The sequence below is a fragment of the Thioclava sp. FR2 genome (assembly GCF_051200875.1).
Taxonomy (GTDB): domain Bacteria; phylum Pseudomonadota; class Alphaproteobacteria; order Rhodobacterales; family Rhodobacteraceae; genus Pseudotabrizicola.
In genome coordinates, this window is record NZ_CP195191.1 from 626009 (window position 1) to 639013 (window position 13005).

The following is a 13005-nucleotide window of genomic DNA, read 5'->3' on the forward strand; positions in this document are numbered from 1 at the left end:
TCAAGGCTGGCGAGACGGTTTTCCTTCAAGCCCGTCTTCGGCGGCACCGCTGGCCGAAGGGATTCGCATCTCGAAAGTCTCTCGGACCACGGTGTAATCGTAATAGCCCATCCGGGCGAGGGGTTCGATTCCGGCGATGTCGAGCTTTCCCGAGGGAAGGATCACTTCATCCTTCACATGGATGCGCATGACCTCTCCATAAACCACGTCCACCCAGCCGACCGGGCTGCGGCCGGGGAGGCGGTGGGTGGCGATGTAGCGGCATTCGAACTGGGCCGGGCTTTCTGCAACGCGGGCGCAGGGGGCGTCGATCGAGGGGGCTTTGGTCACGCCTGCGGCCTCGAATTCATCGACCTCGGGCGGGACAGCCATGGCCGAGAGGTTGACGGCTTCGCGCAGGGCATAGGTTGCCATGTTCCAGACGAACCAGCCGGTTTCCTCGGCATTGATCACCGTGTCCTTGCGGCGACCGTCTGGATATTGGTTCGCGGCAAACATCACCATTGGCGGGTCGAAGGTCAGGTTCTGCCATTGGCTATAGGGGGCGAGGTTGTGGATGCCGCTGCTGCTGATCGTTGAAAGCCAGCCTATCGGGCGGGGCACGGTGCAGGATTTGAAGGGTGAGAAGGGTAAGGGGCAGGGATCGGTTGCGGGGGCGTAATGCATGGATCAAGGCTCCTTTCGGTGGTCGGGGAGCGGGGGTTTCACACCCCCGCGCCGGGGCCCTGCGGCCCCGGCTTCCCCCGTGGGATATTTGAAGACAGAAAATGATGGATTTCGGTCTTGGGCAAGCTTTGCCAAGCGTCCCGGACGGGGACGTTTTTTAAACGCAGGAGAATCAATGGCTTGGCTTCGGGGATTAACCGATTCTTCAGTTTTGCGGCGATGGCGCGCGCGAAATCTGCTGATTGAACAGGCCCAAACTATTGCGGATTGGGCCTGTTCGAGGCTTGGGCGTCAGTTGCCGAGGATGCCCGGCAGGCGCAGGCCGTGGTCGCGGGCGCATTGGAGCGCGATGTCATAGCCCGCATCGGCATGGCGCCAGACGCCGGAGGCCGGGTCGTTCCAGAGCACGCGCTCCAGCCGCTTGGCCGCCTCGGGCGTGCCATCGGCGAGGATGACGACACCGGCATGTTGGGAAAAGCCCATGCCGACGCCGCCGCCGTGATGCAGGCTGACCCATGTGGCGCCGGAGGCCGTGTTCATCAGCGCGTTCAGGAGCGGCCAGTCGGAGACGGCATCCGATCCATCCTTCATCGCCTCGGTTTCGCGGTTGGGAGAGGCTACCGAGCCGGAATCCAGGTGATCGCGCCCGATGACGATGGGGGCCTTGAGTTCGCCTGAGGCCACCATTTCGTTGAACATCAGGCCCGCGCGGTGGCGGTCGCCGAGACCGATCCAGCAGATGCGGGCAGGCAGGCCTTGGAAGGCGATGCGTTCGCCCGCCATATCCAGCCAGCGGTGGAGGTGTGTGTTTTCCGGGAAGAGCCGTTTCATCGCCGCATCGGTCTTGCGGATATCTTCCGGGTCGCCCGAGAGTGCGCACCAGCGGAAGGGGCCGATGCCTTTGCAGAAGAGGGGGCGGATATAGGCGGGCACGAAGCCGGGGAAGGCGAAGGCGTTTTCCAGACCTTCGTCCTGTGCCACTTGGCGGATGTTGTTGCCATAGTCGAGCGTGGGCACGCCCGCGTTCCAGAAGCCGACCATCGCCTCGACATGGGTGCGCATGGAGGCGCGGGCGGCGGCCTCGACCTGAGCCGGGGCGGTTTCTTGTTTCGCCTTCCAGTCGGCAACGCTCCACCCTGCCGGGCAATAGCCGTGGAGGGGATCATGGGCGGAGGTTTGGTCGGTGACGATGTCGGGGCGGGGCCCGCCGTTTTGCATACGTCGGAGGAGTTCCGGGAAGATCTCGGCCGCGTTGCCCAGAAGGCCCACGGATTTCGCCTCTCCCTTTGCGGTCCAGTCGGCGATCAGGGCGAGCGCCTCATCCAGCGTATGGGCCTTGGCGTCGAGGTATCGGGTGCGCAGGCGGAAGTCGATGCGGGTCTCGTCCACCTCGACCGCAAGGCAGCAGGCCCCGGCCATGACGGCGGCGAGGGGTTGGGCGCCGCCCATGCCGCCAAGGCCGCCCGTCAGGATCCAGCGGCCCGTGAGATTTCCGTCGTAATGCTGGCGTCCGGCCTCGGCAAAGGTCTCGAAGGTGCCCTGCACGATGCCTTGGGTGCCGATATAGATCCACGAGCCAGCGGTCATCTGGCCATACATCATCAGGCCCTTGCGATCGAGTTCGTTGAAATGATCCCATGTTGCCCAATGGGGTACTAGGTTCGAGTTCGCGATCAGGACGCGGGGGGCGTCGGCATGGGTGCGGATGATGGCGATGGGTTTGCCGGATTGCACCAGCAGCGTCTCATCGGCCTCGAGATCCTTCAGCCCCGCGACGATACGGTCGAAATCCTGCCATGTGCGGGCAGCGCGACCGATGCCGCCATAGACCACCAGTTCATGGGGGTTTTCGGCGACATCGGGATGAAGGTTGTTCATCAGCATCCGCATTGCGGCCTCGCCCCCCCATGTCTTGGCGGTTTTCTCGGGGCCGATGGGCGGGAAGATGTCACGTTGGTTGTGGCGCGGGTTGGTCATGGCGGGCCTCTTTTGGTCAGAGAGAGAGGTTGGCTGCGGCGGTCAGAGCGCCGCTGCGGATCAGGGTGCTTGCGGCCTGAATATCAGGGGCAAGGGCGCGGTCTTCTTTGAGCGTGGGCACATCGGTGCGCAGGCGCGCCATGACCTGTTGCAGGACCGGGCTGGTTTTCAGTGGCGCGCGGAAGTCGATGCCTTGGGCCGCCGTCATCGCCTCGACCCCCAGAATGACGTTGAGGTTGGTGTTCATCCGCAGAAGGCGGCGGGCGGCATGGGCGGCCATCGAGACGTGGTCTTCCTGATTGGCCGAGGTGGGGGTGGAATCGGTCGAGCAGGGGGTGGCGAGGTGTTTGTTCTCGCTCATCAAGGCGGCGGTGGTGACTTCCGCGATCATCAGTCCCGAGTTCAGGCCGGGATCGGGGGTGAGGAAGGGCGGCAGGTCGTGGGAAAGCGTAGGGTCGACCATCAGCGCGATGCGACGTTGCGCGATGGAGCCGATTTCCGAGATGGCAAGGGCGATCTGATCGGCGGCGAAGGCCACATATTCGGCGTGGAAATTGCCGCCCGAAACGATCTCGCCGGTTTCGACCAACACCAGCGGGTTGTCGGTGACGGCGTTGGCCTCGATCTCCAGCGTATTGGCGGCTTGGCGGAGGAGGTCGAGAGCGGCGCCCATGACCTGAGGCTGGCAGCGGATGCAATAGGGGTCTTGGACGCGGGTATCGCCCTCGCGGTGGCTTTCGCGGATCTCGGAGCCGTCGAGGAGGGAAGTTTGCGCGGTGGCAAAGGCGATCTGGCCGGGATGGCCACGGAAGCTGTGGATGGCGGGGTTCAGGGGCGCGGTCGAGCCCATGATCGCATCGGTGGAAAGCGCGCCGGTGACGGTGGCGGCGGTCAGGTTGTCCCATGCGCCCCAGAGGCCGACGAGGGCGGCGGCGGTGGAAAACTGGGTGCCGTTGATCAGGGCGAGGCCCTCTTTCGGACCAAGCGTGACGGGCGTGAGGCCGGCGCGGGTCAAGGCTTCGCCCCCCGGCAGCGTTTCGCCGTTGAATATGGCCTCACCGGCGCCGATCATCACGGCGGCCATATGGGCAAGGGGGGCAAGGTCGCCCGAGGCGCCGACCGAGCCTTGCGACGGGATCACCGGCGTCACGCCCGCGTTCAGCATATCCTCGATCAGCTTGACCGTGGCCCATTGGGTGCCGCTGGCCCCACGGCCAAGCGAGAGGAGCTTCAGCGCCATCATCAGGCGAGTGGTGGGGATGTCGAGCGGATCGCCCACACCGCAGCAATGCGAAAGGATGAGATTGCGTTGCAGAGTGGCGGTGTCTTTTGACGGGATGCGGACCGAGGCCAGTTTGCCAAAGCCGGTGTTGACGCCATAGATCGCTGCCTCCCCCTTGGCGGCGCGTTCCACCAAGGCGGCAGCGGAGTCGATGGCGGGGCGGGCAGCGGGGTCAAGTGCGACCGGGGCGTTGTCTGACCACAGCGCCCGCAAGGTGGCAAGGCTGGTTTGGCCCGGAATAAGGAGATGATGGGTCATAGGTCACCTTGGAAAATGCGGCGGTAAAGCGGGTTGAAGCCGATGCGGTAGGAAAGCTCGGCCGGGTGTTCGACATTCCAGATCGCCAGATCGGCCCGCAATCCGGGGGCGATGGTACCGCAATCGGAGAGCCCAAGGGCGCGGGCGGCGTGCTGGGTGGCGCCGCGGAGCGCCTCTTCCGGCGTCAGGCGAAAGAGCGTGCAGGCCATGTTGAGCGTCAGGAGAAGCGAGTTCAGCGGCGAAGTGCCGGGGTTCAGATCGGTGGCAATCGCCATCGGCACGCCATGGGCGCGGAAGGCAGCAATGGGGGGCAGTTGCGTTTCGCGCAGGGTGTAGAAGGCGCCAGGCAGCAGCACGGCCACGGTGCCCGATTGAGCCATGGCCCGCGCATCCGCCTCAGTGGCATATTCGACGTGATCGGCGGAAAGGGCGTTGTGCTGGCAGGCGAGTTGCGTGCCGCCAAGATGCGAGAGTTGCTCGGCATGGAGCTTGACGGGTAGGTTCAACGCCTTGGCCGCCTCGAATACCCGCGCCATATGGGCGGGCGAAAAGGCGATGCCTTCGCAAAAACCATCAACCTGATCGACCAACCCTTCGGCATGGGCTGCGTGCAAGGCGGGTAGGCAAACCTCGGTCAGGTAATCTTCGGCGCGGCCCTTGTAATCCGGCGGCACGGCATGGGCACCGAGATAGGTTGTGACGATCCGCACCGGGCGGAGGCGCGCCAAACGGCGGGCGGCACGAAGCATCGTCAGTTCTGCCTCGATGGTCAGGCCATAGCCGGATTTGATCTCGACAGTGCCGACGCCTTCGGCCAGTAGCGCATCAAGTCGGGGCAGGGCGGTTGCAACAAGGCCCTCAACGTTGGCGGCCCGTGTGGCCGTGACGGTTGAAAGGATGCCGCCGCCAGCGCGGGCGATCTTTTCGTAGCTGGCCCCGTTCAGGCGCATCTCGAATTCCACCGCACGGTTGCCGCCATGCACAAGATGCGTGTGGCAGTCGATCAGCGCCGGGGTGATCAGCCGCCCGCCAAGATCAAGTCTTTCATGGCCCGAAGTTGCGGGCAATTCGCTGCGCGGTCCGACCCAGTCGATGCGCCCGCCAGACAGGATCATCGCCCCGTCCTCGATCAGGCCATAGGGCGTGCCCGCCTGCATGGTTGCGATTTTTGCGCCGGTCAGAATCATTCTTGGCCCTTGTCTTTCTCGATCGCTTCAGCAATATGTGCATACATATTATCAGGTCAAGAGCGGAAAATGACGACACTCTGGGCAGAATGGGCGCTGCTGCCGACAGGTTGGGCGCGGCATGTGGCGGTGGAAATGGCGGGGGGGCGAGTCATCCGTGTGACGCGGGATTGCGACCCTGTGGGCGAACGGCTGGGCATTCTCTTGCCTGCGCCCGCGAACGCCCATAGCCATGCCTTTCAGCGGGCAATGGCTGGGTTGACTGAGCGGCGGGGGCCGAACCCGAATGACAGTTTCTGGACATGGCGGCAGTTGATGTTCCGCTTTCTGGACCGACTGGACCCTGACCAGATCGAGGCGATTGCCGCCTTTGTGCAGATGGAGATGCTGGAGGCGGGGTATGCCTGCAATGTGGAGTTTCACTATTTGCACCACGCACCCGGCGGCGTGCCCTATGCCGATTTGGCCGAGACCTCGGCCCGGATCGCTGCGGCGGCGGAAACCAGCGGGATCGGCCTGACTTTGCTGCCGGTGCATTACCAGTTTGGCGGTTTGGACCAGCGCCCCCTTGGGCCGGGGCAGATCCGCTTTGGCAATGATCTGGATCGTTTTGCCCGGCTGTATGACGGGACCGGAAAAGCCATCGGGCGGCTGGGACCGGATTCCCGGTTGGGTTTGGCACCGCATTCCCTGCGGGCTGTCCGGGCTGAGGATCTGGCGCCGTTGCGCGCCATGGCTGGTGGCGCGCCGTTCCATATGCATCTTGCTGAACAGATCGCCGAAGTGGAGGAGGTGCGCGCGGCCACGGGGCAACGTCCTGTCAATTGGGTGCTGGAACATCTGTTGCCGGGGCCGGATTGCTGTTTCATCCATTGCACCCAGATGACGCCCGAGGAGACCGAGGGGCTGGCCCGCTCTGGTGCGGTGGCGGGGCTGTGCCCGATCACCGAGTCGTCTTTGGGTGACGGGATTTTCGAAGGTCTGCGCTGGTTTGGGGCGGGCGGGGCTGTGGCGATCGGGTCAGACAGCAATATCCGCATCGCCTTGGCCGAGGAATTGCGGACCCTGGATTATTCGCAACGCCTGCGCGACCATTCGCGAGCGGCCCTTGCCACGGCCGAGCTTTCGACCGGGCGGCGGCTGTTTCAGGCGGCCTGCGCCGGGGGCGCACAGGCGGCGGGGCGGGCATCCGGGGCGATTGCCGAGGGGAACTGGGCCGATCTGATGGCCTTGGATGCAGAACATGTCGATCTGGCCGGTCGGTCGGGGGACACGCTTTTGGATGCGTGGATTTTCGCAGGCGATGACCGGATGGTGACGGATGTCTGGTCTGCCGGGCGTCATCTGGTGCGCGAGGGGCGGCACATTCGGCGCGAGGCCATCGTTGCGGCCTATCGCAAGGCAACGGCCAGCCTGATGGAGGCGCTGTGAGCGAGGGGGCAAAGACATGGCAGGCGGTGCAGGCCGAGGTCTTGCGCCGCATCCGCTCGGGCCTGTGGAAGCCCGGCGAGCCGATCCCGCATGAAGCAAATCTGGCCGAGGAATTGGGCTGCGCGCGAACGACCGTGAACCGGGCTTTGCGCGAGGTGGCCGAAAGCGGGTTGATCGAGCGGCGCAGGCGGGCGGGCAGCCGGGTGGCCCTGCGCCCCGTGCGCAAGGCGACGCTGGAGATCCCGGTCATCCGCGATGAGGTGGAGGCGTCGGGGCAGGCGTACCGGTTTGACATTCTGGCCCGCGATGAGGCGCTGCCCCCCAAGGCCATTGCCGCAAAGATGGCCGTGGCCGAGGAGCAGCGGCTTTTGCACATCACCGGCCTGCATATGGCCGGCGATCGCCCCTATGCCTATGAGGACCGCTGGATCGACCTGCGTGCCGTGCCTTCAGCCGCAACCGTGGATTTCACGCGGATCAGCCCGAATGAATGGCTGGTGCTGTCGATCCCGTTCGAAGGGGGCGATATCGCCTTTTCTGCGGCCTCGGCGGGCGGGCTGGCCGCTGCGCTGAATTGCCCAAAGGACGCGGCGCTGTTCGTGGTCGAACGCGTCACATGGCGCGGCGCCGAACGTCTGACTACCGTCCGGTTGACCTTTGCCCCGGGATACAGCCTTCAAACGATCCTGTAAAAGCGGGCCGCCCCAACTTGCAGAAGGTCACGACGGATAGGGGTCGGGGTGAAGCCCGACCCATGATTGATCAGACCATCATCTCTTTCGTCGCCGTCAGCTTCAGGTCGGGATAGTCGCGGATCACGCGGTCGATGTCCCATTGTAGGCGGGTGAGGAAGACCGTGTCGCCGTCATTGTCCAGCGCGATGTGCTGTTTGTTGACGTTGATCAGTTTGTCCATTTCTGCCTTTGGCCCCTGAACCCAGCGGGCCGAGGTGAATTGCGAGGGTTCAAACCGGACGGGCAGGCCGTATTCCTGTTCGATCCGACTGGCCAGAACCTCGAATTGCAGCTGTCCCACGACGCCGACGATAAAGCCCGAGCCGATCATGGGCTTGAAGACCTTGGCCGCGCCTTCCTCGGCGAATTGCATCAGGGCCTTTTCCAGATGCTTGGCCTTCATCGGGTCGCCCGCGCGGACGCCTTGCAGAAGTTCCGGCGCGAAGGAGGGGATGCCGGTGAAGCGCAGCGCCTCGCCCTCGGTCAGGGCGTCGCCGATGCGGAGCTGGCCGTGGTTCGGGATGCCGATGATGTCGCCGGCCCAAGCCTCTTCGGCCAGTTCACGGTCGGCGGCAAGGAAGAGCACAGGGTTCGACACGGCCATAGGCTTCTTCGACCGGACGTGCAGAAGCTTCATGCCGCGTTCGAAATGGCCCGAGGCGAGACGGACAAAGGCCACGCGGTCGCGGTGCTTTGGGTCCATGTTCGCCTGAACTTTGAAGACAAACCCGGTAACCTTTGATTCCTCAGGAGAAATCGCGCGCTCAGCGGCCTTTTGCGGCTGTGGTTCGGGGCCGAATTCGCCCATGCCGTCCATCAATTCCTTGACGCCGAAAGAGTTGATGGCCGAGCCGAACCAGATCGGCGTCATGGCGCCATGCAGGAAGGCTTGACGGTCAAAGGCTGGCAGCAATTCTCGCGCCATTTCAATCTCTTCTCGGAACTTCTTGAGAAGGTCGGTGGGGACGTGATCGGCCAGTTTCGGATCATCAAGGCCGGAAATCTTGATCGATTCCGCCACCTTGTTGCGGTCGGCGCGGTCCATGATTTCCAGACGGTCATGCAAGAGGTCATAGGCGCCGATGAATTCGCGCCCCATGCCGATGGGCCAGGAGGCGGGTGTCACGTCAATCGCAAGGTTTTCCTGAATCTCGTCGATGATTTCAAAGGTGTCGCGGCTTTCCCGGTCCATCTTGTTGCAGAAGGTCAGGATTGGCAGGTCGCGCAGGCGGCAGACCTCGAACAGCTTGCGCGTCTGGCTTTCGACGCCTTTTGCCCCGTCGATCACCATGATCGCCGCGTCAACCGCCGTCAGGGTGCGGTAGGTGTCTTCGGAGAAGTCCGAGTGGCCGGGGGTGTCGACGAGGTTGAAGCGGAACTGGCCGTATTCGAACGACATCGCCGAAGCGGAGACCGAGATGCCGCGTTCCTGTTCCATCTTCATGAAGTCAGAGCGCGTGCGCCGTGCCTCACCCTTGGCGCGCACCTGACCGGCCATCTGAATGGCGCCCCCGAACAGGAGGAACTTTTCCGTCAGCGTGGTCTTTCCGGCGTCGGGGTGCGAAATGATCGCGAAGGTCCGGCGGCGGGCGATTTCAGGCGGGAGGGTGGGGCGATTGTCTAGCATGCGCGGCTAGTAGCCTAAAGATTGGCAGCCGTCCACTGGGCCGTGAGGCGCTTTGCCCTGTTAGCCGTCTTTGCGTTTCGGGCGGCCCAAAAGCGCATCGCGCCCGACATAGTCGAGCATCTGGCGACTGGCTTCGGTGCCGAAATGCTGTGACTGCGCAAGGCCGGGAAAGTGCTGCCGGACTTCCGCCGCGATTTCGGCGGGCAGGTGGCGGACCGTGGCATCGTTGACCATCAGGCTTTCTACGGGAACGCCTTCGGCATAGATGATTTCATGATGATCGAAGACGATGCTGAAATAGTCGACAAAGCCGCCCTGACGCTGAAAGATCTTGTCATCGTCGATCAGATGTTTGGCCTGGATCAGGATTTCAGCGGTTTCCATGCCGGGGCGGCGGTTGCGCTGGTAGAGGAAGATGCGGTGATGCGGGCTGACGATCAGGTCGCCCAGATTGCCAAGGGTGCCCGCGGTGATGACCACTGGGGCAAAAGAACCTACCCCTCGCAGCGTGGCCTTACCAAGCCACCGCACGGGCTGTGGGCCGTGATCGCGGGTCAGCACCCGATCCCCCGGATGCAGATTTTCAATCGGGCAAAGGCGGCCATCTGCCAGCGAAATCATGGTGCCGCTGGCAAAGGACACGCAGACGAGATCAGCCAAAGGCACAGGTTCGGGATCGTCCTCGATGGCCACAAGCGTGTAATCGAGATCGCCCCCCATCGGTGATAACGGCAGGGCGACGCTTGGCCCGCTGTCAAGTTGCAGGAACAAAAGGTCAAGCATCGTGCCGTCAGAGGCCATCAACGTATAGCGTGCAGACAATTTGGTCTGTTCACCGGGCGTGCCGACTTGACTGCCTCGGGCGATGGTTTCGCCATTTGCGCCGTGGGACAGCACAAGGCGCATCGGGGCGGCGGCGTCGGAAAGGGCGTAGATGTCGCCTTCACAGACCATGTCTGGCGTGCCGAGGCCGTCGCCTGCGTTCACCCCGTGGATGACATAGATGTCATCCGCTGCGAAAACCTGACAGGTATGGCCGGGAACATGGTCCTCGGAAGAGGTCATTCAACGGTCTCGTTTTGAAAATCATGATTTTGACAGGCGCCCCAGAGCCCGCCTTTTTTCCAAATACGGGGAACTGCCCTTTGCGTCAACGGCTTCGCCTTCAACAGCCGGTCTATCCCTGCTAAACCAAAGGCGAACAGCAAGAAGGAGCAGGCGGATGGATCTGGGGATCAGAGGCAAGCGGGCGTTGGTATGTGCAGGGTCCAAGGGGCTTGGTCGGGGCTGTGCCGAGGCTTTGGCCGAGGCTGGCGTGGATGTCGTGCTGAATGCGCGTGGGGCTGAGGTGCTGGAGGCGACAGCAGCAGAGTTGCGGGCGCGCTTTGGGGTGAAAGTCACGACTGTTGCGGCCGATGTAACCACCGAAGAAGGCCGGGCGGCTGTCTTGGCCGCGGCGGAAGGGATCGACATTCTGGTGACAAATGCAGGCGGGCCCCCGCCGGGCCTGTGGTCGGACTGGTCGCGCGACGATTTCATCAAGGCGATTGATGCCAATATGCTGACCCCGATTGCCTTAATGCAGGCGGCGCTGCCGGGAATGATTGCCAAGGGCTGGGGACGCGTGGTCAACATCACCTCGGGGTCGGTCAAGGCGCCCATTCCGCAGCTTGGCCTTTCCAATACGGCGCGCACGGGTCTGACGGGCTTTGTCGCAGGGACGGCGCGGCAAGTGGCCAGGCATGGTGTCACGATCAACAACCTGCTGCCGGGGATTCACGACACTGACCGTGCCGTTGCGTTGGATACGGGCGTGACCAAGGCCGAAGGGATCAGCATGGAAGCCGCGCGCGCCAAGCGGGCAGCGACGATTCCGGCAGGGCGTTATGGCACTGCGGGCGAGTTTGGCGCGGCTTGCGCTTTTCTGTGCAGTCAGCATGCGGGCTTTATCGTCGGGCAGAATCTGCTTCTGGATGGTGGCGCGATCAACGCGACGATCTGATGGCTGGACGGGTGGCGGCTGGACTGTTAGGGGAAGCCTGAGAGAAACGCTAGGATACCATGCCGCAAAGCCGCCCCCGTCTTGTTGCCGAGCATCTGAGCCGCGCTTTTGCTGGGCGCAAGGTTGTGGACGATGTCTCTTTGTCGGTTCTGCCGGGGCAGGTGACCTGTCTGTTGGGCCCGTCTGGGTGCGGGAAGTCTACGACGCTGCGGATGATCGCCGGGGTGGAACGGGCCGATCAGGGGCGTGTTCTGATTGACGGGGATGAAATGGCCGGGCCGGGGCGGCATTTGCCGCCCGAAAAGCGGTCGGTCGGGCTGATGTTTCAGGACTTTGCCCTGTTTCCACATTTGTCGGTTGAGCAGAATGTCGGCTTTGGCCTGAAGGGAGACAAGGTGGTCAAGGCGGCGCGGGTGCATGAGCTGCTGGAGCGCGTGAACCTTTCGGGCTTTGGGGCAAAACATCCACACGAGCTTTCGGGTGGGGAACAGCAGCGTGTCGCTTTGGCCCGTGCCTTGGCACCCCGGCCCAAGGTCATGTTGATGGATGAGCCGTTTTCGGGGCTGGATAACCGGTTGCGCGATGGCATTCGTGACACCACGTTGGACATTCTGAAAGAGGAAGGCACCGCCGTGGTGCTTGTGACGCATGAGCCGGATGAGGCGATGCGGATGGCCGATGAAATTGTGCTTATGCGGGCTGGTCGCATGGTGCAGATGGGCGCGCCCTATAACGTCTATAACGCTCCGGTAGATAAGGCTGCGGCGGCTTTCTTTAGTGATATCAACGTGATCCGAGGCGTTTCTAAAGGGGCTTTGACGGAAACCCCGTTCGGGGCCTTTTTGACGCCGGGCCATCCGGATGGGGCCGAGGTGGAGATTGTGATCCGCCCGCAGCATTTGAAGATCGACTTTGACCGGGCGGGCCGTGGGCCGAACCCGACGCCGCAAGACGGCACGCCAGCGCGCGGAACGGTGACGCGGGCGCGCTATCTGGGGCGGGAAAGCCTTGTCGACTTCCGGATGGATTTTGACGGTTCGATCCTGACGACCAGTGTGCCGGGCGTGTTCTTGCCGAAACTGGGCACGGTGTTGTGGCTGATGATCCGGCGCGACCGCTGTTTCGTCTTTCCGGCCCGCAAAGGTATTTAAGGCGCGTTTTCCGCCGCCAGTCGGGCGCGATAATCCTCTAGGCGTTTGCCGTCTTCCAGCGGGAAGGTTTCTCCGGTTTCATCCAAGGCAACGATCCGGTCCACCCGGAAGGCGCGAAAGTCCTGACGGGCCTCGCACCATGCGGCAAGGGTCCAGACGCGGCCCCAGAATTCCAGTTGCAGCGGGCGGATGTCGCGATGGGTCTCGCGGCCCTCTGGGTCTATGTAGGTGATGGTCAACCGTTCATGTTGGCGGATGGCGCGGCGGATCAGAGGCAGATGCGGGGAGGCGCGTTTGGCCTCTTGGCCGGTGAAAACAAAGAGATCGTCTTCGTCGTCATCTGGCGGGGCCGGGGTGACGCTGGCGATTTTCGTCGCCAGCATCCGCGCGGCCCGGGCAAGGCCGGGATCAGCCCCTTCGGCCACCAGCCGGACACCAAGGCGCAGCGCCTCCAGTTCGGACCCGGTTAGAATCATCGGGGGCAGGGTGATCGGCGCGCGCAGGATGTAACCCACCCCGCGCTCGCCTTCGACAGGAAGGCCGCTGGCCATCAAGGTGGCCATATCGCGCCAGATGGTGCGAACCGAGACCTCAAGCTTATCCGCCATTTCGCTGGCGCGGTGCAAACGCCCGTCGCGCAGGATCTGGATCAGGTCAAACAGGCGGTCGGTGCGTCTCATGGCGCGAAAG

The 13005-nt window shown here is 63.4% G+C and carries 11 protein-coding genes; 4 read left to right on the forward strand and 7 right to left on the reverse strand.

What is annotated here, in order from left to right:
* From ACSBLW_RS02970 to hutI, 4 genes are all read right to left on the reverse strand, one after another.
* Positions 1-666 (reverse strand): flavin reductase family protein, encoded by a 666-nt coding sequence (locus ACSBLW_RS02970; protein ID WP_435258753.1) that lies wholly within the window; start codon positions 664-666, stop codon positions 1-3.
* Positions 667-957: 291 nt separating this feature from the next.
* Entirely contained in the window at positions 958-2643 is a 1686-nt protein-coding gene (hutU, locus tag ACSBLW_RS02975) for a urocanate hydratase (protein WP_435258754.1), read from the reverse strand.
* A gap of 16 nt (positions 2644-2659) precedes the next feature.
* Complete coding sequence (gene hutH / locus ACSBLW_RS02980) at positions 2660-4183, reverse strand: histidine ammonia-lyase (RefSeq protein ID WP_435258755.1); 1524 nt, start codon at positions 4181-4183, stop codon at positions 2660-2662.
* Positions 4180-5370, reverse strand: coding sequence for an imidazolonepropionase (hutI, locus tag ACSBLW_RS02985; RefSeq protein ID WP_435258756.1), 1191 nt, complete (start codon positions 5368-5370; stop codon positions 4180-4182). Before hutI ends, hutH begins: the two co-directional genes overlap by 4 nt.
* Positions 5371-5439: 69 nt before the next feature.
* On the opposite strand from hutI, the gene ACSBLW_RS02990 reads away from it, so the two are divergent.
* Positions 5440-6801 carry a formimidoylglutamate deiminase gene (locus tag ACSBLW_RS02990; protein WP_435258757.1) on the forward strand — a complete coding sequence of 454 codons (1362 nt, stop codon included), beginning with the start codon at positions 5440-5442 and terminating at the stop codon, positions 6799-6801.
* Positions 6798-7493, forward strand: a complete 696-nt coding sequence (locus tag ACSBLW_RS02995; protein ID WP_435258758.1) for a GntR family transcriptional regulator — start codon at positions 6798-6800, stop codon at positions 7491-7493. The genes ACSBLW_RS02990 and ACSBLW_RS02995 overlap by 4 nt, the downstream gene beginning before the upstream one ends.
* Positions 7494-7563: 70 nt before the next feature.
* Here ACSBLW_RS02995 and ACSBLW_RS03000 read toward each other — a convergent pair whose 3' ends face one another.
* The gene (locus ACSBLW_RS03000; protein ID WP_435258759.1) at positions 7564-9162 is read right to left on the reverse strand and encodes a peptide chain release factor 3; all 1599 of its coding nucleotides are present in this window, start codon (positions 9160-9162) and stop codon (positions 7564-7566) included.
* A 60-nt stretch (positions 9163-9222) separates the two neighbouring features.
* Positions 9223-10227, reverse strand: a complete 1005-nt coding sequence (locus ACSBLW_RS03005) for a Hint domain-containing protein (RefSeq protein WP_435258760.1) — start codon at positions 10225-10227, stop codon at positions 9223-9225.
* 157 nt (positions 10228-10384) lie between these two features.
* On the opposite strand from ACSBLW_RS03005, the gene ACSBLW_RS03010 reads away from it, so the two are divergent.
* Complete coding sequence (locus ACSBLW_RS03010; protein WP_435258761.1) at positions 10385-11164, forward strand: SDR family oxidoreductase; 780 nt, start codon at positions 10385-10387, stop codon at positions 11162-11164.
* 59 nt (positions 11165-11223) lie between these two features.
* Positions 11224-12315, forward strand: coding sequence for an ABC transporter ATP-binding protein (locus tag ACSBLW_RS03015; RefSeq protein ID WP_435258762.1), 1092 nt, complete (start codon positions 11224-11226; stop codon positions 12313-12315).
* On the opposite strand, the gene ACSBLW_RS03020 is transcribed toward ACSBLW_RS03015, so the two are convergent.
* Positions 12312-12995 carry a helix-turn-helix transcriptional regulator gene (locus ACSBLW_RS03020; RefSeq protein WP_435258763.1) on the reverse strand — a complete coding sequence of 228 codons (684 nt, stop codon included), beginning with the start codon at positions 12993-12995 and terminating at the stop codon, positions 12312-12314. The two genes, ACSBLW_RS03015 and ACSBLW_RS03020, sit on opposite strands and share 4 nt — an antisense overlap.
* Positions 12996-13005: the final 10 nt, after the last annotated feature.